Here is a 23,924-nt window from a genome sequence, read left to right on the forward strand (position 1 = left end):
AACTACCTACGAAGGTCGGGAAATCTTAGCCGCTCATTATTCTTAAGCCCGATTCATTCCTTGTTTACCGCTTTTCATAACCCTGGTTTGGCGGCGAAACGTCAACTTGCTCCGCGACATAGGGGATCGATGATGTTGCGTACCAATTTGGCGCGCATGTTTGGAGCGCTCAGCGCCACCAATGAAGCCATCCTGCGGGCTAAATCGGAGGATGAGCTTTTTCAAAGGGTTTGCGACGCTGCGGTGTTTGGCGGCAAGTTCCTCGGCACGGGCATGCTGCTCGCCGACGGCAGCGGTTGTTTGCGTTGTGTTGCCGGCGCCGGCCTTGGGGTCGATACGCTGAAGAACGCCGACAATTTCAGTTCGGTACACGAGGATTCGGACGATGGAACGGGCCTGGCCCCGTCCGCATTTCGCACCGGACGCTCGTTCGTCACCAACGACTATCTCAACGACGAACGGACCAGGCGCTGGCATGCCCAGGCGCGTCAGGTCGGAGCCCGGTCGGCCGCCGCCGTGCCGATCAAGCGGCACGGAAAACCGATCGGCGTGCTGCTGTTTTATCTGGAACAAGCCGACGCGCTGAACGATGAAACGGTCGGCCTGCTCGAGCGCATGGCCGAAAACGCCTCCTTTGCACTGGACAATTTTGACCGCGACAATTCCACGGCGCGTATCACCCGGATGTTCGCCGCGCTCACCGCGACCAACGAAGCAATCATGCGGGCGCGCTCGGAAGACGAGATGTTCACGCGCGTTTGTGAGGCCGCCGTCGAGCAGGGAAAACTGCTGGGCACCGCCATCTTCTTGCCCGAGCCGGACACCACCTGGTTCAGGCTGGCCGCGCAGGCGAGCGTCTATCCCGAAATCACCGCGAGCCTGCGTTTCTCCTGCGATCCCGCGATCCCGCAAGGACAAGGCATGGGCGGGACGGCATTCCGGACAGGCAAGCCTTGTCTTAGCAATGACGTACCCAACGATCCGCGCTCGCGCCCGTGGTTGCCGCTGGTGGAAAAAGCAGGGCTGGCGGCGTGCGCGGTGTTCCCGCTGTTCGCCGGCGCCAGGACTGTCGGGGTCATGTACTTCTTCTTCGGCGGTGGCGACCGGCTCGATGACGAGATGACCGCCCTGATGGGGCGGATCGTCGAAAACGTCTCGTTCGGGCTGGATGTGCTGACGCAGGAGGCCGAGCGCAGCGCTGCCGAAAGGCAGAAGGAGCGGATTGCGCGCCTGCTGGCCGCCTTGGGCGCCACCAACGAAGCGATCATGCGGGCAACCACGCGCGAGGAGCTGTTCCGGCGGGTATGCGAAGCAGCGGTGCTGGGCGGTGATTTCACCTCCACGGTCATTGCGCTGGCGCGCCCCGACAGCGAGTTTCTGGAGGTGGTCGCGGCAGCGGGTCCCGGACGGGATCGCGTAATCGATATCCGCTTGTCCGCGCATGCGCATCACCCGGAAGGACAGGGCGTTACCGGCATCGCGATGCGTACGCGCAAGGCGTGCATCAGCAATGACTATCTCGCCGACTTTCCGGTGAACAGCCACTTTTACAATCGCGCCAAGGACCGTGCGACCATGTCGGGCGCGGCATTGCCGCTGATGCGCGGCGGAGAGGCGCTTGGCGCGCTGTTGTTTCTGTCCAGGGAACACAACGCATTCACGCCTGAATTGACCGAGCTGCTGCAGCGTCTTGCCGACAATGTCGCGTTCGCACTGGAGAATTTTGAGCGCGCCGACGCGAAAACGATCGCGGATCAGCGCATCGAATATCTCGCCTCCCACGACAGCCTCACTGATCTGCCGAACCGCGAGTCGTTCAACCAGCTGTTGCACTTTGCAATCGAGTCGGCGCGGCGCCAGGATCGCCGATTGGCCGTGTTGTTCATCGATCTCGACCGCTTCAAGGTCATCAACGATTCGCTCGGCCATGACGCCGGCGACCGGCTGTTGACCGAGATCGGCGCCCGGCTGCGGCGCAGCGTGCGCGCTTGCGACGTCGTCGCCCGGCTTGGCGGTGACGAGTTCGTCCTTATTCTGGAGGATGTCTCGGGGCGGGAGGGCGTCGAGGGCGTCGCGCGAGACCTGCTGAGGATTTTGAGTGAGCCCATCCAGCTCAGCGGCCACGAATGCAACGTCACCGCCTCGATTGGCGTGGCGATCTATCCTGCTGATGGCACCGACATTCAGACCCTGACCGCGAATGCCGACACGGCGATGTATCTCGTCAAGGGCGATGGCAAGGACGGATTCAGGTTTTTCACCCGCGACACCAGGACCCAGCCCATCGAGCGGCTCACGATGGAAACCAACCTCCGGCATGCGCTGGAGCGCAACGAGCTGCTGCTGCATTATCAACCCAAGATCGATCTGAACACCGGCGAGATCACCGGCGTCGAGGCGCTGCTGCGCTGGCGCGCTCCGGACGGAGCCATGCTGCCGCCGTGCGAGTTCATTCCGCTTGCCGAAGAAACCGGCCTGATCGTTCCGATCGGCCGTTGGGTGCTCAGGGAAGCCTGCGCGCAGAACATGATTTGGCAACGCCAGGGGATGCGGTCGGTCTCGATGGCGGTCAACCTTTCCCCGCGCCAGTTCGTCGACGAGCGCCTGTTACAGGACATCGATGCAGCGCTGGCGATCAGCGGCATGCCGCCGAACCTGCTCCAGCTCGAGGTCACCGAAAGCATGGTGATGCAGAACGTGGCGCGTGCCGTGCGTGTGCTGGACGGGATCGAGGGGCGTGGCATTCATATCGCCATCGACGATTTCGGCACCGGTCACTCCTCGATGTCGCTGATGAAGCAATTCCCGATCGACACCATCAAGATCGATCGATCCTTCGTTCGCGACCTCGCGGAGGACATGGAAGACCAGGCGATCGCGCAAGCCATCATCAGCATGGGCAAGGCACTCGGCATGACCGTCGTGGCCGAGGGCGTGGAGACCATCGAGCAGCAGGCGTTTTTGCGCCGGCACGGCTGCGACGAGATGCAGGGCTACCTGTTCAGCAAGCCGCTGCCGCCGGGCGGCATTGCCGATCTGCTGCGGCCGCATACGGCGTCTCCGCCGCTCCAGCCGGACGCCGATGGTGAAGCCAAAGCAGCAGAGCTTGTGATCGACCAGTAAGGTCAGGGGCCCGCTGCCCCTCGGGCGCGGCAGCTCCGATTGTTCTGGCCAAATCGCCTTCTTTGCCGGCGGGGTCCGGCCGCGGAACCTTGCTCGGTGCCGAAGGGGCGACATCACATTCAGTAGTGACAAGCCCCCGGCCTTCGGGTAGATATTTCGCATGCGAACTAAATTCCAAAAGCGCGTCCACAAGTGACCTCCCGCCCGGACCGCCGGCTGGTCTTCCTGCTCAACGTCGCGCAGCGCCGGCTGCAGCGATGGGTCGCGGCGAAGACAGAGAGGAACGGGGTGACGGCCGCGCAGTCCGGCTTGCTCTTTATCCTCGGTCAACGCGACGGGGCGCTGATGGGCGAGGCGGGTGCGGCGCTGGACCTCGGTCCGCCCGGCATCAGCGGCCTGGTGGACCGGATGACGGCGGCTCGCCTGATCGAGCGGCGCGCCGATCCGGATGACGGCCGCGCGTGGCGGCTTTGGCTGACGCCGGTCGGTCGCGTGGCACTGGCGCAGTCGAAGGCCGGGCTTGCCGAAATCAACGCACGCCTCGCCGAGGGATTCACCGACGCCGAAATCGAAATCGTCGCGCGCTGGCTCACCAGTTTTCAAACCAAGTTTCCAAGAGGAGAAGTGCAATGACCGAACACATCAAAATCGAAAACGACGGCGGCATCCTGATTCTGACAATGGCGCGGCCCGACAAGAAGAACGCGCTGACAAACGCGATGTACGGCGCGCTGGCGGACGCGATCCAGGTTGCGGAGACCGATCCCGCCGTCCGCGTGGTCCTGATCCGGGGCGAAGGCGACATGTTCACTGCTGGCAACGACGTGGGCGAGTTCGCGGCGATTGCCACCGGCCAGATGCAGGGCGAGCGCCACGTCAGCCGCTTCCTGAAATCGCTCGCCCAATCCAGCCGCCCGCTGGTTGCCGCGGTCCAGGGACGCGCCGTCGGCGTCGGGACCACGATGCTGCTTCATTGCGATCTGGTGGTGCTGGCCGAAAACGCGCTGCTTTCAACGCCGTTCGTCAATCTGGCACTGGTGCCGGAAGCCGCATCCAGCCTGCTGATGCCGCTTCGGATCGGCTATGCGCGCGCCTTTGAGATGTTTGCGCTCGGCGAACCCGTGAATGCTGCTTCCGCGCTGGCGTGGGGCATTGCCAACCGCGTCGTGCCGCTCGACCGGCTCGATGCCGAGGCAAAGGCGCTTGCGGGACGCCTCGCCAGGCAACCGGCCGGTGCCGTCAGCACGACCAAGCGGCTGATGCGCAATCCCGAGGTGTTGATGGCGCAGATACTGGCAGAGAGTGAACGGTTCGCGGAACGGTTGAAGACGATGGAGGCGCGCGAAGCCTTCACGGCATTCGCCGAGCGCCGCCCGCCGGATTTCTCTAATCTTGCGGCAACTTGACCCTATCGGACGCCCCCGCTACCTCTTTTCCCTAGCAGGCGGCCCGTGTGGCGATGCATCCGAATGGTGCATCGCCCGCAACCATCCCACATCATCATTGTGATGGGAGGCGTGCCGGGCGCGCGCGGGGGAAACCAATGAGCAATAATAATGACGCTGCCGAATTCGATTACGTCATCGTCGGTGCCGGCTCGGCCGGCTGCGTGCTCGCCAATCGGCTGAGCGCGGACGGCAAGCATTCGGTGTTGTTGCTGGAGGCCGGACCAAAGGACAGCAATCTCTGGATCCACGTGCCGCTCGGCTACGGCAAGCTGTTCAAGGAAAAATCCGTCAACTGGATGTACCAGACCGAGCCCGAGCCGGGCTTGAACGGCCGGCAGGTGTTTCAGCCGCGTGGCAAAGTGCTGGGCGGCTCGAGCTCGATCAACGGTCTGCTCTATGTGCGTGGTCAGCACGAGGATTACGATCGCTGGCGCCAGCGCGGCAATGCCGGCTGGGGCTATGACGACGTGCTGCCCTATTTCAAGAAGGCCGAGAACCAGCAGCGCGGCGGCGACAAGTATCACGGCACAGGTGGCCCGCTGCCGGTGTCGGATTGGCGCCATGCCGATCCGCTGTCGGAAGCCTTCGTGGTCGCGGCGGCCGAGGTCGGCATACCCACCAACCCCGATTTCAACGGCGCGACCCAGGAAGGCGCTGGATTTTTCCAGACCACGACGCGGCGCGGCCGCCGCGCCAGTACGGCTTTCTCCTATCTTCGCCCCGCCAGGAATCGCAGCAATCTGCACATCGAAACCTCGGCGCTGGCGCAGCGCATTTTGTTCGAAGGCCGCCGCGCCAAAGCGGTCGAGTACAAGCAGGAAGGCCGCGTGCGCACGGCGCGGGCGCGCAGGGAAATCCTGGTCTCCAGCGGCGCATACAATTCGCCGCAATTGTTGCAGCTCTCCGGCGTCGGACCTGCGGATCTCCTGAAGAGCCACGGCATCGAGGTCGTGCTCGATGCGCAAGGCGTCGGCAACGATCTGCAGGATCATTTGCAGGTTCGGCTGGTGACGCGTTGCGCCCAATCCATCACGCTGAACGACATCGTCAACAATCCGGTTCGGCGGGTGATGGCCGGTCTGCAATATGCGGCGTTCCGCAAGGGCGCGCTGACGATCGCGGCCGGTACCTCGGGCGCGTTCTTCAAGACCAATCCGCGGCTGGCCTCGCCCGACATCCAGATTCACTTCCTGCCGTTCTCGACCGACAAGATGGGCGAGAAGCTGCATGCGCAATCGGGCTTCACGGCCTCGGTCTGCCAGCTGCGCCCCGAAAGCCGCGGCTCGCTGCGCATCAAGAGCGCGGACCCGAGCGTGGCGCCGGAAATCCGCATCAATTATCTTGCGACCGAAACCGACCGCCGCGCCTTCATCGACGGGATAAGGATATTGCGCAAGATTCTCGCGGCCCCCGCGCTAAAGCCGTTTGCGGTCGGCGAGGTCGATCCCGGGCCGAAGGTCGCGAGCGACGACGAGTTGCTGGATTTCTGTCGCCGTACCGGCAGCACGGTCTATCATCCGACCTCAACCTGCCGGATGGGCAACGATCCCTTGGCGGTGGTCGATCAGCGCCTGAAAGTGCGCGGCATCGAGGGCCTGCGCGTGGTCGATGCCTCCATCATGCCGGACCTGATGTCCGGCAATACCAACGCGCCCACCATCATGATCGCCGAAAAAGCCTCGGACATGATTTTGGAGGATGCGAGGTAGGGGCTCCGCTGTCATCATCCGCGAAGGCGGATGATCCAGTACGCCGTGACATCTCGGCTCTTACGCACGCCGGTGATTACTGGATGCCCGCCTTCGCGGGCATGACAATTACCCCTTATACGCCCGCACCCGCTTCAGCATCTGCTCGACATGGGCGATCGGCGTTTCCGGCTGGATGCCGTGGCCGAGATTGAAGATCAGCCGGCCGCTTGCGTAATTCGCCAGCACGTCGTCAACAGCGCGATCGAGCGCCGCACCGCCGGCGATCAGCGCCAGCGGATCGAGATTGCCCTGCACGGCCACGCGGTTCTGCACGCGCTCGCGGATCAATGACGGCTCCGCCGCCCAGTCGATGCTGACGGCATTGACGGCGGTCGCTTCGACGTAAGCAGGCAGCAGCGCGCCGGCGCCACGGGGAAAACCGATGATCTTGGCATCGGGCACTTGCGCGCGCACGCCCGCGACGATGCGCTTTGCCGGTTCGATCGACCAGCGCTGGAATTCGCGCGGCGGCAGCACGCCGGCCCAGGTGTCGAAGATCTGCAGCACGTCGGCGCCGGCCTTGAGCTGGCCGAGCAGATACTGGATCGAATTCTCGACCAGCACGTCGATGATCTTCGAAAACGCCTCGGGATGGCGATAGGCCATCATCCGGGCCGGCGCCTGGTCCGGCGTGCCCTGGCCTGCGACCATGTAGGTCGCCACCGTCCACGGCGCGCCGCAGAAGCCGATCAGCGCGATGTTGGGATCGAGCTCACGGCGAACGCGGCGCAGTGCTTCATACACCGGTTCGAGTTTGCTGAAGTCGGCGTGTGTGGCCAGGCTCGTCACCTGCTCCGGCGTATCCAGGGGGTCGAGCCGCGGACCTTCGCCGGCCTCGAAGCGTACGGAACGACCGAGCGCGTAGGGGATGACGAGAATGTCGGAAAAGATGATTGCAGCATCGAAGTTGAACCGGCGGATCGGCTGCAGCGTCACTTCGGCGGCGTATTCCGGCGTGAAGCACAGATCGAGAAAGCCGCCGGCCTTGGCGCGCAGTTCGCGATACTCGGGCAAATAACGCCCGGCCTGCCGCATCATCCAGACCGGCGGCACGTTCTGCCGATGGCCGGACAACACGTCGAGAAACGGCTTCTGGGATATCTGGGTCAACGAAAGGTTCCTGCAAGAACGGCTGATATTGATGCCTCTGATAACAGCAGGTTCCAGCTTGGCCAAGGCGAGATATGGAACAGGCGCAAATCCGGGGCGTTATCTCGGCAATGGAGGAACCACATGGCTGAGAAATTCAATCCCGCGGCGCATGACAAGCACGCCGAGAACCCTCGTGACGCGCTGTTGGCCGATCGGGAAATGCGCGAGAAACTCGATGCCGGGCTGGAAGGCAGTTTTCCGGCGTCGGACCCCGTGAGTGCCGCGCAACCGGCGAAGACGAAACCAGACGGCGACCGCGCGAACCAGTCGCTCCTGGACTAAGGTGCTCGCGGTTTTCCGCTAGCACGTTTTGGCGGGTGCGGTGATGAAGACTGAATTCAACCATGCCGCCAATAACTCGCCGCGTAGCGGCAGTTCGAAGAAAGTCACGCCCGTGGTTTGGGCCGTGATCGTCGCCGCCATGATCGCGCTCGCGATCTGGTTTGGCATGCGCGCGTAGTGCCATTGCAGCGCGCGTGATTGCGCCGGAACGATTCATATCACCGCGAATTGCTCCAGATAAATTCACAGAGAGGAACATGCGATGATCAAGCATCTTGTAATGGCTGCCGTCGCGGTAGCCGGAATTTCCTTCGTTCAGCCGGTAAGTGCGCAGGATGTGGGCGTCGGCGTTGGCGTTGGACCGGGAGGCGCTGGCGTCACCGTCGGCCGCGTCGACCGTGACCGCTATCGCGACCGTGAGGTGATCCGTGAACGTGAGTACCGTGATCGCGACGAGACCGTCGTTATCAAGCGCAAGCGCGATTACGATCCTGACCGCAAGGTCATCATCGAGCGCGAACGCTATTAATCAGCGTTGAGTTTGTCGAAGCGGCCTCCTGGTGGAGGCCGCTTCTGTTTGTGCGCTTAGTAGTGCGGCGGCCGTTCGTTGACCGGTCCGGCCACGTTGCTTTCGGCATCTTGTAGCCGATCCTTCAGCTCCGCGAGCTGGCGCGTCAGCGCGTCGATCTGCTTCCACTGCTCGGTGATGGTCTGGTTCAGCGTCTCGATGGTTACGTCCTGAAACGTCAGCCGCATTTCCAGCGCGTCGATGCGCTCGCCGAGCGCGTTGGTGTCACTCATGGGAGCCACCGTTCGTTTGCCGCTCTTCCAAGCCGTGGCCGAGCGCGACCCGCTCGTCGAACACGAAGCATTCACCGCGCCAGCGGCTTTGTTCTTTCGGCACGCCTTCCAGATAACGCAGGATGCCGCCCTTGAGGTGATAGACTTCGTTAAATCCATGCGCCAGCAAATAGGCGCTGGCCTTTTCGCAGCGAATGCCGCCAGTGCAGAACATCGCGATCTTGCGGTGCTTGGCCGGATCCAGCTGCCGCGCGGCAAAATCCTTGAACTGCCCAAAACTCCTGATGCCGGGATCGACCGCGCCTTCGAACGTCCCCATCGCGACCTCGAAGGCGTTGCGGGTGTCGATCACAAGCGTATCGGGCGCTGATATCAGCGCGTTCCAGTCGGCCGGCTCCACATAGGTGCCGACCTGCCGCGTCGGATCGGCAATCGCGTCGCCAAGTGTGACGATTTCCTTCTTGAGCCGGATCTTCAGCCGCGCAAACGGCATCGCGGCGGCGTGCGAGAATTTGAGTTCGAGATTGTCGAGCCGGCCGCCGAACAGGGCGCCGGTCTGCAACTCCTCGGCCAGTGCGTCGATCGCTCGCGTATCCCCGGCCAAGGTGCCGTTGATGCCCTCATGTGCCAGCAGCACGCTGCCTTTCAGCCCGAGGCCCGCGCAGATCGCGCGCAGGGGCTCGCGCAGCTCACGGAAATCCGGCAGCGCGGCGAATTGGTAGAAGGCGGCGACCTTGAGGGGCATGGCGACCGTTTATCAGGCGGGCAGGGAGGGGGAAACCCTGCAAAATCAGCCGCCGCCCCCTGCGTTTGCCGGCCTGCCTTGGTGGCCAAATCTCTGGCATACCAGCCATTGCCCTGTCCGGGATGAATATGCCAAGAACCCACCGTTAGCCCGCGCCTGACCCCCGGCGGGACCCAAGAAAACGCTGAAAAGAAAGCTTTCCTGATGAGGAATTTCCATTTCGCCGGCCGCTCCACGGTCCATGCCCAGAACGCGATGGTGGCGACCTCGCATCCCGCCGCGGCGCTGGTCGCGGTCGACGTAATGCGCGCGGGCGGCACCGCCGCGGATGCCGCGGTCGCGGCCTGCGCGCTGCTTGGCGTCATCGAACCGCAATCGACCGGCATCGGCGGCGATTGTTTTGCGCTGATCCAGCCCAAGGGCGAAGGCAAGATTGTCGCCTATAACGGCTCCGGCCGCGCGCCGATGGCGGCAAATGCCGAATGGTATATCGAGCGCAAGATCAACTCGGTGCCGCTGACCTCGGCCCATGCCGTCAGCATTCCCGGCGCCATCGACGCCTGGGATACGATCCTGCGCGACCACGGCAAGATGGGCCTCGATACCCTGCTGCAGCCGGCGATCAAGGCCGCCGAAGAAGGCTACATCGTCGCCCCGCGCATCGCCTTCGACTGGAAGAACGGTTTCGAGAAACTCAAGAACGGCACCAACACCGCGCGCTATCTGCTGCCGCACGGCAAGCCTGCCTCCGTCGGCGATGTGATCCATCAGCCGGAACTCGGCAAGACGCTGCGCGCGATCGCCAAGAATGGCCGCGACGCGTTCTATACCGGCGAGATCGCCGCCGACATGGTCGATACCCTGCGCGGTATCGGCGGCCTGCACACGCTGGAGGATTTCGCAGCCCACTCTACCGAGACGACGTCGCCGATCGGCACCATCTATAAGGGCCACGACGTCTGGCAGTGCCCGCCGAACGGCCCGGGCATCACCATGCTGGTCATGCTCAACATCCTCTCGCGCTTCGATCTCACGAAATATCCCGCGCTGAGCGTCGAGCGTTTTCATCTGGAGGCCGAGGCCGCGCGCATCGCCTACATGATGCGGGAGCAATATATCGGCGACCCCGCGCAGGTTCACGTCGATGTTGCCGGCATTCTCGCCAAGGAGTTTGCCGAGGAGCACATCAGCAAGATCAGCATGGACCGTCTGCTCGACCTGCCGAACGTCGCGCCGCCGATGAATCCGTCCACCGTCTACATCACGGTGGTCGACAAGGACCGCAACGTCTGCTCGTTCATCAACTCGATCGCGCACTCGTTCGGCTCGGCGATCGTTTCCAACAACACCGGCGTGCTGCTGCAGAACCGCGCCGGCGGTTTCCGGATCCAGCCCGGCCATCCCAATTGCATCGCGCCGGGAAAGCGGCCGCTGCATACGATCATCCCGAGCCTGGTGACCAAAAACGGCCGCGCGCTGATGCCGTTCGGCGTGATGGGCGGGCAGTATCAGCCGGTGGGCCAAAGCCACGTGCTGACCAACATGCTCGACTATGGCTGCGACGTGCAGGAAGCGATCGATATGCCGCGGGGCCTGCATTACGAGGGCGTCTACCAGCTCGAGGACAGCGTGCCGGCGGAGATCGTCGAGGGCCTGAAGAAGATCGGCCACAAGACCACCAGCGTGGTCGGCCCGCTCGGCGGCGGCCAGGCGATCTGGATCGACTGGGACAAGGGCACGCTGGTCGGCGGTTCCGACCCCCGCAAGGATGGTTGCGCGCTGGGATACTGAAGCGATCGGGCAGACTTGCTGCCCGCCCGCCGTCTCTCACCTCATCGACATCGGAACCAGTTCCCATCGCTTTCGTTAAGCGATGGGCGCGGACGTGCGCCGGTTTGTCTCCTGCGTCAGCCCCTGAGGTCCGTGATCAGCGTTCTCGATACCGACGACACCGAACAGGCCGATCTGCACGGCGGCCAATCGCCGTGGCTTGCGGCGGCCGGGCACCCGGCGCGCCGTGAGGTCAGCGAGAATCTCAAATGTGACGCGCTGGTCGTCGGCGCGGGGATCACCGGATCGCTGGTCGCCGAGCGTCTGACGCGCCAGGGCCTCGACGTCGTGATCGTCGATCGCGAGTTGCCGGGTCGCGGCAGCACCGCGGCCAGCACCTCGATGCTGCTGTGGGAGATCGACCGCTCGCTGACGGAGCTGACGGAGGCTTATGGTTTCGAGCGCGCCACGCGCGCCTATCGCGCCAGCCTGAACGCGGTCACCGGCCTGAAATCGCTGGTAGCACAGCTCGGCATCGCCTGCGACCTGCATGACAGGGATTCGCTTTATTTGGCGGCCGGTGACACCGGCGGCGAGTTGATCGAAGAGCATCGCCTGCGCCAACGCGCCGGTCTGCCCGGCGAATATCTCGACCATGCCAGACTGCTCGATACTTTTGGAATCGCGCGCGCAGGGGCGATCGTGTCAAAGGGCGCCGCCGATGCCGATCCGATGCAACTGGCACGCGGGCTTCTCCGCGCGTCCGTTGCGCGGGGCGCCCGCTCGTTTGAAGGCGATGCCGTGGCGTTCGACCCTGCGGGACGTTCGGTTGGTGTCGCCATGGCCAATGGCCGTGAGATCGAGGCGCGTTCGGTGATACTCGCGACCGGCTATACGATGCCCGATATCGTCCATTCGACGGTGCATGCGGTGTCATCGAGCTGGGCGATTGCGACCATACCGCAGCCGCAGAACATCTGGAAGGATGCCGCGCTGATCTGGGAGAACAGCAAGGATTATCATTATGCGCGCACGACGCGGGCAGGGCGGATCATCATCGGCGGCGAGGACAGCGAGGATGTGATCGAGCCGGAGGCGCGCGACCGCCTGATCCCCGAGAAGTCCAGGATTCTCGCACAAAAGCTTGCGGCGCTATGGCCGATCGCGAACACCGAAATCGAATTCCGCTGGTCCGGCACGTTCGACACCACGCGCGACGGCCTGCCGCTGATCGGCCCGGTGCCGGGACAAAAGGGCGTCTTTGCGGCCTACGGCTATGGCGGCAACGGGATCACGTTCAGCTATCTCGCCGCGCACCTGATCGGCGATTTGATCGCGGGTACGACCTCGCCCTTGCTGCGCGATTTCGCGCTGGACCGGGATGGCGGCCAACTATCCTCTGAAGCATAACTGGCTAGCGAAAAATGGCTATGGAAATAGTCCGCCTTGGGCTAGAGACACGCGTCTCTTCAGAAAAGGGTTCATCAGATGCGATCTTCCCGGCGCACGATCATCCAGACTGCGTTCACAGCCATCGCGGCTGCCGTTACTTCACCTCTCGTTTCCACAATCGCATCGGCCCAAGCCGCAGGAAAACCCATGACCACAGCTTCAGGTTTGCAGATCATCGACAACACGGTCGGTACCGGCGCTTCGCCGAAACCCGGCCAGACCTGCGTCATGCATTACACCGGCTGGCTCTATGAAAATGGCCAGAAGGGCAAGAAGTTCGACTCTTCGGTCGACCGCAACGAGCCGTTTGATTTTCCGATCGGCCAGGGCCGCGTCATCAAGGGTTGGGACGAGGGCGTCGCCTCGATGAAGGTCGGCGGCAAGCGCACGCTGATCATTCCGCCCGCGCTTGGCTATGGCGCGCGCGGCGCCGGCGGCGTCATTCCGCCCAACGCCACGCTGATGTTCGATGTCGAATTGCTGGCGGTGAAGTAACCGCCGCTTCTCGCTTCATGCGCCCCGATGGTGCAAACAAAAAAGACCGGTCCCAAAGGACCGGTCTTTCAGTTTCATGCAATCAGTGCGATCAGAGATTCTTGTTTGCCGCGTTGGCGGCCTTGTCGAGGGCTTCCTTGGCAGCTTCCTTGGCGTCGCCCATCGCCTTCTGGCCCTTGCCTTTGACTTCCTGGATCACGCCTTCGCCCTGCAGTTGCTCAGAACCGGTGGCTTCGCCGATGCCCTGCTTGGCCTTGCCGATCGCTTCGTTGGTGGCGCCTTTAACCTTGTCTGCCGTGCTACCCATGGAACATTCCTTTTGATGTTTGTACTTCGATAGGGCAACGCACCAATGCGCCAGCGGTTCACTCTAAACGCTGGTTTCTGTTCACGTTTTTATGTACGCTTGGCCACCGAACGATTTTACGGAAAGCAGCGCGATGTCAGGTTCTCACGACCATCCACATGATCACTCGCACGATCATTCTCACGGCGATCACTCGCACAGCCACGGCGCCGATCGCTGGAAGCATGATGGCGTCCGTGTCATTCCCGGCAATCAGCTCGATCCCAACGTGCCGTCGACCGCGGGCATGGACCGCAAGGCCGCGATCAATTTCGCCCGCGTCGGCGCGCAGAAATTATGGGCGGGCACCGTGACGATCCGCCCCGACGCCAAGACCGGCGCGCATCATCACGGTCATCTCGAAAGCATCATCTATGTCGTGAAGGGTAAGGCGCGGATGCGCTGGGGTGAGCAGCTGCAGTTCACCGCCGAAGCCGGACCGGGCGATTTCATCTTTGTGCCGCCCTATGTGCCGCACCAGGAGATCAATGCCAGCCGCGACGAGGTGCTGGAATGCGTGCTGGTGCGCAGCGACGGCGAGGCTGTCGCGATCAACCTCGACATCGAGCCGATCGAAAAGCCGGAGACCGTGCTGTGGGTCGACCCCGTGCACCGGGACCCCGCGGAGAAGAAGTCGTAACTTCTCATCGCCCTCGCGATGACGGTTAAATTTGTCATGCCCGGCCTCGTGCCAGGCATTTCAGTATTGGCTTGCCGAAGTTAGTTTGTCGAAGTCCTGGCAAAGCCCCGTCACGACACGGAAATTCGGGCCGAAAAAAAATCTCCAAAACCGATGTCGGATCGGTCCCGGCTCATTCGTCCTCGATCCGAACCCCTCGAAAGGAGCCCATTCATGGCCAAAATGATCTTCGTCAACCTGCCGGTCACCGACCTTGCCCGCGCCACCGCGTTCTACCAGGCGATCGGCGCCGTGAAGAACGAGCAGTTCAGCGACGGCACCGCGTCCTGCATGGTGTTTTCCGATACCATCCACGCGATGCTGCTGACCCATGAAAAGTTCATGCAGTTCTCGCCGAAGAAGATCGCGGACGCCAAAACTTTCTGCGAGGTGCTGATCTGCGTCTCGGCCGACAGCCGGACGGAAGTCGACGATGTCGTCGGCAGGGCGCAGAAGGCGGGCGGCGGCGTCGATCCCTGCCCGAAGCAGGATTACGGCTTCATGTACGGCCGCAGCTTTGAGGATCCCGACGGCCATATCTGGGAAGTGATGTGGATGGATATCGCGGCCGCGAATGCGGCGCAATGCGCCACGGCCGACGCCTGATCTCGCCTTGAATGCGTAGGGTGGGCAAAGGCGCGAAAGCGCCGTGCCCACCATCTACATTTCTCGCGCTGGGTGGTGGGCACGCTTGCGCTTTGCCCACCTTACATTTTTCGCTAGTACGTGATCCGCAAGCCGACGCCGCCATGCAGCGTGTCGCCGACCGGCTGCGGGCCGGCGGTGCCGTTGACGAAGAGGTCGGCGACCCAGCCCTTGCTGATCCGGAAGCCGAGACGGCCGCCATATTCGAACCAGCCCTGGTTGCCGATCGTCGGCACCACGGTGCCGTTGCCCGTCACGGTGGCGACGATGCCGGATTGCGTGCCGAACGATTGCACGAAGCCGCCATTGATATTGGCCTCGACATTGTTGCCGAACAGATGCGTCCACTGTCCGCCGATCTTGACCAGATTGGTCTTGTCGGTGCCGCCGGCGATCGAGGCGTCGAACGGATTGAACGCGGCGGCGGGATCGGTATAGCCCTTCACGCGCTGCCACAATTGCCAGACCTCGACGGAGGCGGCGACCTCGTCGCGCGGCGACAGCCGGCTGATCCAGCCTGCGCGGCCATAGACGCCGTAATTGTCGCCGGTGGTGTGGCTGTCCAGCGATACCGCCCCTAAGCTCGTCGCATAGGTGCGGCGATAGCGTATCTTCTCATAGGGCGTCAGGATGGCGCCGATGTCGAAGAACGGCCGTGACGATCCCCAGTCGGCGAAATCGTAACGCAGCGCGAACGCGCCGATCGGGGCCGCCGTGACGCTGTAGCCACCTTCGCTGTAATGGGTGTAGGCGATGCCCGCCAGCAGCGACAGATTGGCGGTCAGGTTCTTGCGGCCGTGAATGCCGGCCGAGAACGACCCCGCCGAGCCGAAGGCGCTGACGCAATCGCCGCAATTGACCTGTTCGTTGATGCCGAGCAGCACGGTGCCGAGCACGCGGTTGGTGATCATCTGGTTGAAGCGCTGCTTGGCCAGATCGTTGATCGATCCCGCGCTGGAATCCGCGCCGGTTGGGCCTGGACTCGGCGTTGGTGTCGGCGTCGCAATTGGAGATGGCGAGGGCGTTGGTGTGGGTGAATATGTGGGGGTTGGTGTTGGCGACGGCGAATACGTTGGTGACGGCGACTGCGCCGACGCGGGCGAGACCAGCATCGGCGTCAGCAAAAGCAAAGTCGCCGCGGTCAGCGCGGCCGATACGATCAAGCCCTTGATGCGGTTTGCCATCGTCAACGTCCACACAGCATGCCGGTGGGATCGCTGCCGTCATCGACCGGCGGCGTCACCGTCGGTGAGGCGTTGGCATATTGCGTCGCGCTGCAAAGCCCCGCCGCTGCGCTGCAGGTCTTGGCGAACGTCCATGGCGGGTTGTTGGTCTTCTTGATCGACGTCTTGCCGCCGCTCAGGGTGATGACGGCGGTATCGCCGGGATTGGTGAGCTGGACGCATTCGAAGCTGACGGTGCAGACCGACGCCTGGCCTTCCCTCAAATTGACGACGGTCTGGCCGCGCTGCGACAGGATGTCGAGCGTGGTGCCGCGGACGCCGATGGTCGCAAGCGGCGTTGTGATCTTGTAGGCGGCTTTTTCCGAATTGCCGGTGACGAAGCGGAACGCGCCGGAGGTCAGGCGGATCGCGACGTCGCGATAATGGGTCTCGTCGTCGAACACGGTGCGGTCGAGCTTGAGCGACGCGTTCGGCCCGAGCGACAGGTTGGTGCTGTCGGACATCACCAGCCGCGCGGCGCTGTCGAGGCCGGTGCGCACGATTTCGTCGCGCAGCAATCCGTCGCCGACATTGAGCTGGCTGGTCGCCGATCCGGCAACCCGGTGAACTTGATTCTTGACGACGGCGGCTTCACCGACGCGCGTTTGTGCTGAAAGCGGACTTGCCGCCAGCACCGCGATTGCACCAAGCACAAAAAGAAAAACAGAGCAGTTACGCGATTTCATTTCAAAGCCGATCGATTATCCCGATATCGTACCGGATCGCGCACGCAAATGATGTGGTAGAATTATCACAGGCGGCGCGCTACTAGCCCGTCGGTTAGTGGCGTCGGATTCCAATCGCGTTCAATGCGATGGACATAAAAATCTGTACCGACCACACTCAATTCTGCCGCAATTTCATTTGGTTTGTGAAGACAGTGCTGGAATCACCAACTTCTATTCCCAATCAGACGATTGCGCGTACCGCTATCATCGCGGGTACCCTGTTTTTTTTCGCGCATTTCGCGATGCTGATCGGCATCACCACGCCCGAAAAGTTTTACTTCGACGAAGTGCATTACGTGCCGGCGGCGCGGCAGATGCTTCTGCCCGTGATGCCGCAGCCGATGCTCAACCCGATGCATCCGCCGCTGGCCAAGCAATTCATCGCGCTGTCGATCCACACCTTCGGCGACGTGCCGCTGGGCTGGCGTTATCCGGCGGTGCTGGCAGGCGCGCTCGCCATCGTCGCGGTGTATCTGTGCGGCCTCGCATTGTTCGCGGCGCAGGGGCCGGCCATCGCCGCGAGCCTGCTCGCCTTTTTCAATCAGATGCTGTTCGTGCAATCGCGGATCGCGATGCTGGATATTTTCGCGCTGACCTTCAGCCTGTTCGCCATCGCCGCGTTCATGTACGGCTTCCGGCAGCAACGGCCGCATCTGTGGTTCGCCCTGACCGGGCTGTCTTGCGGCTTTGCGATCGGATGCAAATGGAGCGGGCTGTTCGTGCTCGTGGTCTGCGTCGTCATCGTGGCGGCGATCCGCCTCCTGCAAAGCTGGCGCACGCAGTTTGCCGACGGCAATCCTGACGACTGGTATCGGCCCGACCTGTGGCCCGATTTCAAGGCCTGGCATTTCGCGGCATGCTTCCTGCTGATGCCGGCGGTGGCCTATCTGTCGACCTTCGTCCCGCTCTACGGCCTGTCGGTCCCTGACATCATCGAGGCGCAACGGCGGATTTTCAGCGACAACACCACCACCGCGATCGCGGGCCACACCTATATGAGTTCGTGGCCGTCCTGGCCGTTCCTGGTGCGCCCGGTCTGGTATCTGTTCGACAAGGTCGGCGACGACAGGATCTCGGCCGTGGTCTTTCTCGGCAATCCCTTGATCCTGTGGCCGGCGTTGATCGCGCTATTGGTTTGCCTGCGAGACTGGATCGTGACGCGGCGGGCAGATGCGTTTCTGGTGCTGGCGTTTTATATCGGCCCGTATCTCGCATGGGCGTTGCTGCCGCGCACGCTCGGCTTCATCTATTATTATCTGCCGGCCGCGACCACCGCGAGTTTCGTGCTGGTCTATGCGCTCCGCCGCGGCAACACGCCAGGCTGGCTGCTATGGGCTTTTGTCGCGGTAGGGTTTGCGGGCTTCGTTGTAATGCTGCCGATCTCGGCCGGGTTCGTGGAAACATCGATGGCGACGTTCAACCGCCTGATGATTTTCCAGAACTGGATCTAGGTTGGCGTAGCTCTCTCAACGAGTCGTCCCGGCGAAGGCCGGGACCCATACTCCGCGGCGATAATTGTTACGGGGGATGGTTGACGTCTTTGCCCTCTTCATGGGCCGGTGGTTATGGGTCCCGGCCTTCGCCGGGACGACGATGGATTTGGTCCGCATTCAAGCGCGCAAAATCCGCCTGCCGTTTCCAGCAGGCGGATCGAAGCGCGCGAACTTACTTCGACGCGGTCTTGGTATCCATGTTGACGACCTGGACGCGGCGGTTGACCGGGTCCATCGGCGCGTTCGAATCCTTCGGCCGGGTCTCGCCGTAGCCGACGGTCACGAGGTCGGAGGCGTTGAGGCCGTACTGCTCGGTGAGAAACTTCTTGATCGTATCGGCGCGGCGCTCGGAGAGGTCCTGGTTATATCCGTCGCTGCCGACCGCATCGGTATGACCGGCAACCACGAAGGTCGAACCTTTCAGGCTGGCGTCCGAAAGCGCCTTGCCGAGTTCCTGCACCGCCGACATCGAACTCTTGCTGATGTCGGCCGAGTTGTAGTCGAAGCGGATTTCGAGATCGATCTTCGGCTTGGTCGCGGCGAGCTCGGCAATTTCCTGGCGCTCGCCGAGCGAGAGCGACCGGGTTTTGCGATTGCGCAGCGTGTCGACGAAGCTGGCTTCCTTGGCCTGAGCGGCGGTGTTGACCTGCGGGCCCATCGAGAGGCTGCGGGTTGCCGACGTCGGCTTCAGCGCGTTCAGGATCTTGTCTGCCGAGACGGTGTCGCCGGCAAACGCCACGCCCGCCGTCATCGACAGCGCAGCGCCGAATGTCAGGATGGAAAATCCATTAAAGCGGGTCATAGTCGTATTCCTCACTGTTACGCCTGCCATATTGGCTGGTTGGCGATTTGATGCTGCGAAGATAAGACAGGTTCAAACCGGCCAATGTGATCTAGGTCACGTTGAATGTGGCCGGCTTTCGTTGATTTGGGTCCGCTCTGTTACCCTGTGTGATCTAGATCACTGTTTTCTCTGCGACTCCAGTAAAGGGCGCTTGCAAGCCGCCCGCAATTCTCCAAAGGGCGGTGACCTGGTGTTGTAGGTATCAGCGACCCGCGCCGCTTCCAGCCTTTCTCGTTGCTCTTCATTGCTGGGTCTCAATGCCGTCGCGCCAGCGCCGATCTGCGAACAACAAATCGGCATGATGGGGACCTAGCACCATTCTCCACGAGAAAATCCCAAGAGAAAATCCGAAGAAAAGGTTTGGGCAAGCAAGAGCAGGCGGGCGGGTGTTTCAGTCGGTAAAGCGTCAACGTGAGTATCAAAATTATCGTAACGTTCCACCGGAACTCACGGGCTCGGCAAGTTCAATGCCGACCTTGATCGGCGCGGCGATGATCGCGGCGGCGATCTTGCTGTCGACGTTCATCAACGCGCTCGGCACCCGCTATACCGCCTTCGAAGGTCCGACCGAAGAGAGCGCGTGGCTGGTCGATCGCCTGACCGGCAGCGTCTACAAATGCCGCGCCCCGGACCATGGCAAGGCGTCCTGTGAGGCGGATATCGCAACCGGCAGCGTCCCGGACCGGCCGAAACGATAACATAGCGTTTTCGAGCGAAGTGGGTACCGGTTCGCGTCTAAGAAAACGCGTCAAACAAAGAGTCTGTTCCTCACCCCGATTCCGGGACTCCTCCGATGAACGAATCCGATTACATTGCCGGGCGATGCCCCGCGCGACAAAACCCCACCCCCTGACCAAGACCGAGGCCCGGCGAATCTGGCTGCGTGCCCAGCGGCTCGATACGCCTGACCCGTTCGGCGAGGGGCCGGCGGCCACTGCGGCTGCGGTGGAGCATCTCGGCTATGTGCAGATCGACACCATCAACGTGATCGAGCGCTGCCACCACCACATTCTCTTCAGCCGCATTCCCAACTATCGGCGCGCGGACCTGCGGCAGGCCCAGAGCGTCGACAAGAGCGTGTTCGAATACTGGACCCATGCGCTGTCCTATGTGCCGTCGAAAGACTTTCGCTTCTTCGTGCCCGGCATGAAGCTGCACAAGCGCGAGGGCCACAAATGGTTCGCGTCCGTCAGCCCCGCCGACACCCGGAAGGTGATGCGGCTGCTCAAGCGCGACGGCGCGCTGACCATCCGCGACATCGAGGACGACGTGCTGACCGAGAAGGAGCATCTGTGGGCGAGCCGCAAGCCGTCGAAGCGCGCGCTGCAGCTGGCGTTCTATACCGGCGCGGTCACGATCTCCGAACGCACCGGCATGCTGAAAACATATGAGCTGATGACGCGGCATTTCGGCTGGGACAAGCCGCCCAAGCCGGCATCGAACCTCGAGACGACCACCTACCTGCTCGACCGCGCCTTGCGCGCGCAGGGGCTCGTCAGCCTCGATTCGACTTGCCATCTCGATGCGCCGAGCAAGGCCGCGGTCCGCCGCCTGATCGAGGCGCGCGTCCGCCGCAAGGAGATGGTGGCGGTAGCCCTCGAAGGCGCGGGCAAGCAGGAACATTGGGCGCGGGCAGAGACGCTGGAGCAACCCGCAGGCGAGGGCGATGGCGGCCTCGTGCACATCCTCTCGCCGTTCGATCCCCTGATCATCCAGCGCAAGCGCACCGAATTGTTCTTCGATTACGGCCATCGTTTCGAGGCCTATGTGCCGAAGGAAAAGCGCCTGTTAGGTTATTTCGCGCTGCCGGTGCTGGTCGGCGAAGACATCGTCGCTGCGATCGATCTGAAGACCGACCGCAAGGAAAAGAAATTGCTGATGCAGAAATGGAACTGGGTCGGCAAGGGCGCCGCGAAGGCTCCGCGCAAGGAGCTCAAGCGCCACATCGAGGAAGAACTTCATCGCTTCGAACGGTTTCAGCTGGCGGAGTGAAGCGCAGCCATTGCGTCCCGCGCATTGCCCCCATCCGATTGCGGATGCGCTGCTCCCGCAAATCGGATTGACACCGCTTTGCCAATGCTCAAAACCCCGGCAACAGCAATAAACGGCCCGGGAACAAACTTATGAGCCTTGCCACCACGTCAGTCGCCGCCGGCGTCGCCAGGAGCGACATCGAAACCTCGACCATCCGCACGATCTCATGGCGGCTCATTCCATTCCTGATCCTGGCCTATTTCTTCTCCTATCTCGACCGCGTCAATCTCGGCTTCGCCGCGCTCACCATGAACGCGGAACTGCAGTTCACGCCGCTGATCTTCGCCTGGGGCGCCGGCATCTTCTTCATCGGCTATTTCATCTTCGAGGTGCCGAGTAACCTCGCGCTGGAAAAATTCGGCGCCAGCCGCTGGATCGCCCGCATCATGGTGACCTGGGGCATCATCTCGGCGGCGATGGCGCTGGTGAGCGGCGAGTTGAGTTTTTACGTGCTGCGCTTTCTGCTTGGCGTCGCCGAAGCCGGCTTCTTTCCCGGCATCATTCTCTATCTGACCTATTGGTATCCGGCGGAATACCGCGCGCGGTTCCTCGCCGCGTTTGCGATCGCCGTTCCCATCTCCACCGTGATCGGCGCGCCGATCTCGGGCCTGCTGCTCGGGCTCGACGGCATGATGGGCCTGCAGGGCTGGCAGTGGCTGTTCATTCTCGAGGGTATTCCCTCGGTGCTGCTCGGCATCGTCACCTGGTTCTATCTCACCGACAGACCGGAGAAGGCGGACTGGCTGACGTCGGAACAGAAGGCGTGGCTGGCGGCAAAGCTGCAGGCGGAGATCGCGACCAAGCAGGCGGCAAAGCATCTGACGCTCGGGCAGGCGCTATCGTCGCCGAAGGTGATCATGCTGAGCATCGTCTATTTCGGCTTCGTCGGTGCGCTCTACGGCATGCAGTTCTGGCTGCCGCAGATCGTGAAAGCATTCGGCCTCAGCAATGCGCAGACCGGTTTCGTCACCGCGATCCCGTTCCTGTTCGGCACCATCGCGATGATCCTGTGGGCGCGGCACTCCGACGCCACGCGCGAACGCGTCGCCCATGTCGGTGGGCCGCTGCTGCTCACCGCCGTCGCGCTCGGCGCCTCCAGCTACATCACCGATCCCGTCACGACGATGGTGCTGCTGACGATCGCCGCGATCGGCGTGTTCTGCACCTTCGCGGTGTTCTGGACGTTGCCGACGGCGTGGCTGTCGGGCACGGCCGCCGCCGGCGCGATCGCGCTGATCAATTCGATCGGCAACCTCGCGGGTTTTGGCGGGCCGTATCTGGTCGGCTGGGTCAAGGAAGCTACCGGGAGCACCTCAACCGGCTTGCTGGTGCTCTCGCTGCTGCCGCTTGCGGCGGGGCTGCTGGTGTTTCTGGGCGGGCATGACACCAAGACCGAGTTCGCGTAAGTCCGTAGCCCGGATGGAGCGCAGCGCAATCCGGGAAACTCTCTGGGTTTGCGAGCGGACCCGGATTTCGCTGCGCTTCATCCGGGCTACGAATCTATCCTTCGCCCCTGCGAACGCAGGGGCCCATACGCCGCGGCCTCGGGAAGGGGCAGGTGGCCAGCGCTTTTGGCCTCATCGGCATTTGTGGCGATGGGCCCCTGCGTTCGCAGGGGCGTCGAAGGTTTTGTGACCCGTTTTGGTCCATCAACTCACGAATTGGTGTTCACTGACGAATATTGACATTCGTCAGTGAACACTCAATAATCTTCATCAGCATGTAGCCGATGGAGAATTCGATGTTCGCCCGTTCCATTTTTTCCAGCTATTACAGGCTCTTGACCGGAGCGATGCTGGCGTTGGCGGTGTTTTCGCTGACCGGCTGCAATGAAAAGGCGGCCGAAAAAGCCACTCCCGGGCGTCCGGTTCTGGTCGCCACCGTGCATTATGAGGCGGAAACGCCGGAACGCAGTTTTGTTGGCACCATCAGGCCCCGGATCGAGACCGACATGGGTTTCCGGGTCCCGGGCAAGGTCGCAAAGCGCCTCGTGGAAGTCGGCCAGACCGTTGATGTCGGCCAGCCGCTCGCCACCCTCGATGAAGTCGATCTGAAGCTGCAGGCCGAGCAGTCCGAAGCGGAATACCGCGCCGCGACCGGCGTGCTGGCGCAGGCCTCCGCGTCCGAGCAGCGCGCCAAGGATCTCCGCGCCAAGGGCTGGACCACGGACGCGCAAATGGATCAGAGCCGCGCCGCCGCCGATGAGGCCCGCGCGCGCTTCTATCGTGCCGAACGTTCGGTCGAACTGACCAAGAACTCGCTCTCTTATGCGACGCTGGTCGCAGATACCCGCGGCGTCGTCACCGCGACCCTGATCGACGCCGGCCAGGTGGTCGCCTCCGGCCAGACCGCGGTCCGTGTCGCGCGCTTTGCCGAAAAGGAAGCCGTGGTCGCGATCCCGGAGACCCTTGTTGGCCGCGCCAAGGATGGCGCTGCCTCCGTCACGCTGTGGTCTGATGCCAACAAGAAATACGTCGCGAAGCTGCGCGAGATCGCGCCGACGGCGGATCCGGCAACGCGCACCTATCTGGCAAAGTTCTCGCTGCCCGGCGCCGGCGACAGCGTTTCGCTCGGCATGACCGCAACGTTGACGCTGTCCGATCCCGCCACCGAGAACGTCGCGAAGCTGCCGCTGTCGGCGCTGTACAGCCAGGGCGGCAATCCCTCGCTCTACATCGTCGACGATGCCGGCGCCGTGACGCTGAAGCCGGTCGTCGTGAAATCCTACGAGAGCAATTCCGTCGTCATCACCGGCGGCGTGCCTGAAGGCGCCAAGGTTGTGGCGCTCGGCGTGCAGAAGCTCGATCCGGCCCAGAAGGTCCGGGTCGTCTCGTCGCTGTCGTTTTAACCCCCGTCATTGCGAGCGGAGCGAAGCAATCCATAGCTCGGCATAACGGATATATGGATTGCTTC

At 62.7% G+C, this 23,924-nt stretch carries 24 protein-coding genes; 17 read left to right on the forward strand and 7 right to left on the reverse strand.

The genetic code is table 11. The features are described 5' to 3' along the window. Window positions 1-132: 132 nt before the first annotated feature. The 4 genes from JQ567_RS28945 (at window position 133) to JQ567_RS28960 (ending at window position 6,280) form a co-directional block, all read left to right on the forward strand. On the forward strand, window positions 133-3,123 hold the full coding sequence (locus JQ567_RS28945) for an EAL domain-containing protein (protein WP_212441977.1): 2,991 nt from the start codon (window positions 133-135) through the stop codon (window positions 3,121-3,123). A 192-nt stretch (window positions 3,124-3,315) separates the two neighbouring features. Continuing rightward, window positions 3,316-3,756: a MarR family winged helix-turn-helix transcriptional regulator gene (locus tag JQ567_RS28950; protein WP_312017481.1), complete on the forward strand. Its 441-nt coding sequence runs from the start codon at window positions 3,316-3,318 to the stop codon at window positions 3,754-3,756. Further along, window positions 3,753-4,529 (forward strand): enoyl-CoA hydratase, encoded by a 777-nt coding sequence (locus JQ567_RS28955; RefSeq protein ID WP_212441978.1) that lies wholly within the window; start codon window positions 3,753-3,755, stop codon window positions 4,527-4,529. Before JQ567_RS28950 ends, JQ567_RS28955 begins: the two co-directional genes overlap by 4 nt. Window positions 4,530-4,666: 137 nt before the next feature. Then, the gene (locus JQ567_RS28960) at window positions 4,667-6,280 is read left to right on the forward strand and encodes a GMC family oxidoreductase (RefSeq protein WP_212441979.1); all 1,614 of its coding nucleotides are present in this window, start codon (window positions 4,667-4,669) and stop codon (window positions 6,278-6,280) included. A 108-nt stretch (window positions 6,281-6,388) separates the two neighbouring features. Here JQ567_RS28960 and hemE read toward each other — a convergent pair whose 3' ends face one another. Beyond that, a complete protein-coding gene (hemE, locus tag JQ567_RS28965) occupies window positions 6,389-7,432 on the reverse strand; it encodes a uroporphyrinogen decarboxylase (RefSeq protein ID WP_212441980.1) in 1,044 nt (347 codons plus the stop codon). Window positions 7,433-7,555: 123 nt separating this feature from the next. Here hemE and JQ567_RS28970 point away from each other — a divergent pair, with 123 nt between their 5' ends. The 3 genes from JQ567_RS28970 (at window position 7,556) to JQ567_RS28975 (ending at window position 8,285) form a co-directional block, all read left to right on the forward strand. Further along, window positions 7,556-7,756, forward strand: a complete 201-nt coding sequence (locus JQ567_RS28970; RefSeq protein ID WP_249165794.1) for a hypothetical protein — start codon at window positions 7,556-7,558, stop codon at window positions 7,754-7,756. 43 nt (window positions 7,757-7,799) lie between these two features. Then, window positions 7,800-7,934 (forward strand): hypothetical protein, encoded by a 135-nt coding sequence (locus JQ567_RS38725; protein ID WP_283816583.1) that lies wholly within the window; start codon window positions 7,800-7,802, stop codon window positions 7,932-7,934. Between the two features lie 84 nt (window positions 7,935-8,018). Then, a complete protein-coding gene (locus tag JQ567_RS28975) occupies window positions 8,019-8,285 on the forward strand; it encodes a hypothetical protein (protein WP_192738391.1) in 267 nt (88 codons plus the stop codon). Window positions 8,286-8,341: 56 nt separating this feature from the next. On the opposite strand, the gene JQ567_RS28980 is transcribed toward JQ567_RS28975, so the two are convergent. Both JQ567_RS28980 and JQ567_RS28985 read right to left on the reverse strand, forming a co-directional pair. Further along, window positions 8,342-8,557 (reverse strand): SlyX family protein, encoded by a 216-nt coding sequence (locus JQ567_RS28980; protein WP_212441981.1) that lies wholly within the window; start codon window positions 8,555-8,557, stop codon window positions 8,342-8,344. Beyond that, on the reverse strand, window positions 8,550-9,302 hold the full coding sequence (locus JQ567_RS28985) for a rhodanese-related sulfurtransferase (RefSeq protein ID WP_212441982.1): 753 nt from the start codon (window positions 9,300-9,302) through the stop codon (window positions 8,550-8,552). Before JQ567_RS28985 ends, JQ567_RS28980 begins: the two co-directional genes overlap by 8 nt. 204 nt (window positions 9,303-9,506) lie before the next feature. Between JQ567_RS28985 and ggt the strand changes: the two genes are divergently transcribed. From ggt to JQ567_RS29000, 3 genes are all read left to right on the forward strand, one after another. Beyond that, entirely contained in the window at window positions 9,507-11,093 is a 1,587-nt protein-coding gene (ggt, locus tag JQ567_RS28990; protein ID WP_212441983.1) for a gamma-glutamyltransferase, read from the forward strand. Window positions 11,094-11,225: 132 nt separating this feature from the next. After that, window positions 11,226-12,482 (forward strand): FAD-dependent oxidoreductase, encoded by a 1,257-nt coding sequence (locus tag JQ567_RS28995; protein ID WP_312017482.1) that lies wholly within the window; start codon window positions 11,226-11,228, stop codon window positions 12,480-12,482. 78 nt (window positions 12,483-12,560) lie between these two features. After that, window positions 12,561-13,019, forward strand: a complete 459-nt coding sequence (locus JQ567_RS29000; protein ID WP_212441984.1) for an FKBP-type peptidyl-prolyl cis-trans isomerase — start codon at window positions 12,561-12,563, stop codon at window positions 13,017-13,019. Window positions 13,020-13,110: 91 nt separating this feature from the next. Here JQ567_RS29000 and JQ567_RS29005 read toward each other — a convergent pair whose 3' ends face one another. Beyond that, window positions 13,111-13,326 (reverse strand): CsbD family protein, encoded by a 216-nt coding sequence (locus tag JQ567_RS29005; RefSeq protein WP_212441985.1) that lies wholly within the window; start codon window positions 13,324-13,326, stop codon window positions 13,111-13,113. 133 nt (window positions 13,327-13,459) lie between these two features. Here JQ567_RS29005 and JQ567_RS29010 point away from each other — a divergent pair, with 133 nt between their 5' ends. Together JQ567_RS29010 and JQ567_RS29015 are read left to right on the forward strand one after the other, a co-directional pair. Continuing rightward, window positions 13,460-14,005 (forward strand): cupin domain-containing protein, encoded by a 546-nt coding sequence (locus tag JQ567_RS29010; protein WP_212441986.1) that lies wholly within the window; start codon window positions 13,460-13,462, stop codon window positions 14,003-14,005. A 213-nt stretch (window positions 14,006-14,218) separates the two neighbouring features. After that, the gene (locus tag JQ567_RS29015) at window positions 14,219-14,650 is read left to right on the forward strand and encodes a VOC family protein (protein ID WP_212441987.1); all 432 of its coding nucleotides are present in this window, start codon (window positions 14,219-14,221) and stop codon (window positions 14,648-14,650) included. A gap of 113 nt (window positions 14,651-14,763) precedes the next feature. Here JQ567_RS29015 and JQ567_RS29020 read toward each other — a convergent pair whose 3' ends face one another. Together JQ567_RS29020 and JQ567_RS29025 are read right to left on the reverse strand one after the other, a co-directional pair. Further along, the gene (locus JQ567_RS29020; protein WP_212441988.1) at window positions 14,764-15,873 is read right to left on the reverse strand and encodes a hypothetical protein; all 1,110 of its coding nucleotides are present in this window, start codon (window positions 15,871-15,873) and stop codon (window positions 14,764-14,766) included. Window positions 15,874-15,875: 2 nt separating this feature from the next. Further along, the gene (locus JQ567_RS29025; RefSeq protein ID WP_409363637.1) at window positions 15,876-16,565 is read right to left on the reverse strand and encodes a FecR domain-containing protein; all 690 of its coding nucleotides are present in this window, start codon (window positions 16,563-16,565) and stop codon (window positions 15,876-15,878) included. A gap of 227 nt (window positions 16,566-16,792) precedes the next feature. Between JQ567_RS29025 and JQ567_RS29030 the strand changes: the two genes are divergently transcribed. Then, complete coding sequence (locus JQ567_RS29030; protein ID WP_409363638.1) at window positions 16,793-18,091, forward strand: phospholipid carrier-dependent glycosyltransferase; 1,299 nt, start codon at window positions 16,793-16,795, stop codon at window positions 18,089-18,091. A gap of 214 nt (window positions 18,092-18,305) precedes the next feature. On the opposite strand, the gene JQ567_RS29035 is transcribed toward JQ567_RS29030, so the two are convergent. Next, entirely contained in the window at window positions 18,306-18,935 is a 630-nt protein-coding gene (locus JQ567_RS29035; protein WP_212441991.1) for an OmpA family protein, read from the reverse strand. A gap of 509 nt (window positions 18,936-19,444) precedes the next feature. On the opposite strand from JQ567_RS29035, the gene JQ567_RS29040 reads away from it, so the two are divergent. The 4 genes from JQ567_RS29040 to JQ567_RS29055 all read left to right on the forward strand — a co-directional run bounded on the left by JQ567_RS29040 (window position 19,445) and on the right by JQ567_RS29055 (window position 23,859). After that, window positions 19,445-19,675 carry a hypothetical protein gene (locus JQ567_RS29040; RefSeq protein ID WP_212441992.1) on the forward strand — a complete coding sequence of 77 codons (231 nt, stop codon included), beginning with the start codon at window positions 19,445-19,447 and terminating at the stop codon, window positions 19,673-19,675. A gap of 124 nt (window positions 19,676-19,799) precedes the next feature. Then, window positions 19,800-20,969 (forward strand): winged helix-turn-helix domain-containing protein, encoded by a 1,170-nt coding sequence (locus JQ567_RS29045; protein WP_212441993.1) that lies wholly within the window; start codon window positions 19,800-19,802, stop codon window positions 20,967-20,969. Between the two features lie 131 nt (window positions 20,970-21,100). After that, window positions 21,101-22,417: an MFS transporter gene (locus JQ567_RS29050; protein ID WP_212441994.1), complete on the forward strand. Its 1,317-nt coding sequence runs from the start codon at window positions 21,101-21,103 to the stop codon at window positions 22,415-22,417. Between the two features lie 335 nt (window positions 22,418-22,752). Beyond that, window positions 22,753-23,859: an efflux RND transporter periplasmic adaptor subunit gene (locus tag JQ567_RS29055; RefSeq protein ID WP_212441995.1), complete on the forward strand. Its 1,107-nt coding sequence runs from the start codon at window positions 22,753-22,755 to the stop codon at window positions 23,857-23,859. Window positions 23,860-23,924 lie beyond the last annotated feature (65 nt).

Origin of the sequence: Bradyrhizobium sp. AUGA SZCCT0431, from assembly GCF_018131065.1 — a bacterium.
Taxonomy (GTDB): Bacteria; Pseudomonadota; Alphaproteobacteria; order Rhizobiales; family Xanthobacteraceae; genus Bradyrhizobium.

What these genes read in the sequence shown, in the direction of transcription:
- JQ567_RS28945 (WP_212441977.1), top strand. Translation starts at nt 133, where the DNA reads ATGTTGCGTACCAATTTGGCGCGCATGTTTGGAGCGCTCAGCGCCACC.
- JQ567_RS28955 (WP_212441978.1), top strand. Translation starts at nt 3,753, where the DNA reads ATGACCGAACACATCAAAATCGAAAACGACGGCGGCATCCTGATTCTG.
- JQ567_RS28960 (WP_212441979.1), top strand. Translation starts at nt 4,667, where the DNA reads ATGAGCAATAATAATGACGCTGCCGAATTCGATTACGTCATCGTCGGT.
- JQ567_RS28970 (WP_249165794.1), top strand. Translation starts at nt 7,556, where the DNA reads ATGGCTGAGAAATTCAATCCCGCGGCGCATGACAAGCACGCCGAGAAC.
- JQ567_RS38725 (WP_283816583.1), top strand. Translation starts at nt 7,800, where the DNA reads ATGAAGACTGAATTCAACCATGCCGCCAATAACTCGCCGCGTAGCGGC.
- JQ567_RS28975 (WP_192738391.1), top strand. Translation starts at nt 8,019, where the DNA reads ATGATCAAGCATCTTGTAATGGCTGCCGTCGCGGTAGCCGGAATTTCC.
- JQ567_RS28980 (WP_212441981.1), bottom strand. Translation starts at nt 8,557, where the DNA reads ATGAGTGACACCAACGCGCTCGGCGAGCGCATCGACGCGCTGGAAATG.
- JQ567_RS28985 (WP_212441982.1), bottom strand. Translation starts at nt 9,302, where the DNA reads ATGCCCCTCAAGGTCGCCGCCTTCTACCAATTCGCCGCGCTGCCGGAT.
- ggt (WP_212441983.1), top strand. Translation starts at nt 9,507, where the DNA reads ATGAGGAATTTCCATTTCGCCGGCCGCTCCACGGTCCATGCCCAGAAC.
- JQ567_RS29000 (WP_212441984.1), top strand. Translation starts at nt 12,561, where the DNA reads ATGCGATCTTCCCGGCGCACGATCATCCAGACTGCGTTCACAGCCATC.
- JQ567_RS29005 (WP_212441985.1), bottom strand. Translation starts at nt 13,326, where the DNA reads ATGGGTAGCACGGCAGACAAGGTTAAAGGCGCCACCAACGAAGCGATC.
- JQ567_RS29010 (WP_212441986.1), top strand. Translation starts at nt 13,460, where the DNA reads ATGTCAGGTTCTCACGACCATCCACATGATCACTCGCACGATCATTCT.
- JQ567_RS29015 (WP_212441987.1), top strand. Translation starts at nt 14,219, where the DNA reads ATGGCCAAAATGATCTTCGTCAACCTGCCGGTCACCGACCTTGCCCGC.
- JQ567_RS29020 (WP_212441988.1), bottom strand. Translation starts at nt 15,873, where the DNA reads ATGGCAAACCGCATCAAGGGCTTGATCGTATCGGCCGCGCTGACCGCG.
- JQ567_RS29035 (WP_212441991.1), bottom strand. Translation starts at nt 18,935, where the DNA reads ATGACCCGCTTTAATGGATTTTCCATCCTGACATTCGGCGCTGCGCTG.
- JQ567_RS29040 (WP_212441992.1), top strand. Translation starts at nt 19,445, where the DNA reads ATGCCGACCTTGATCGGCGCGGCGATGATCGCGGCGGCGATCTTGCTG.
- JQ567_RS29045 (WP_212441993.1), top strand. Translation starts at nt 19,800, where the DNA reads ATGCCCCGCGCGACAAAACCCCACCCCCTGACCAAGACCGAGGCCCGG.
- JQ567_RS29050 (WP_212441994.1), top strand. Translation starts at nt 21,101, where the DNA reads ATGAGCCTTGCCACCACGTCAGTCGCCGCCGGCGTCGCCAGGAGCGAC.
- JQ567_RS29055 (WP_212441995.1), top strand. Translation starts at nt 22,753, where the DNA reads ATGTTCGCCCGTTCCATTTTTTCCAGCTATTACAGGCTCTTGACCGGA.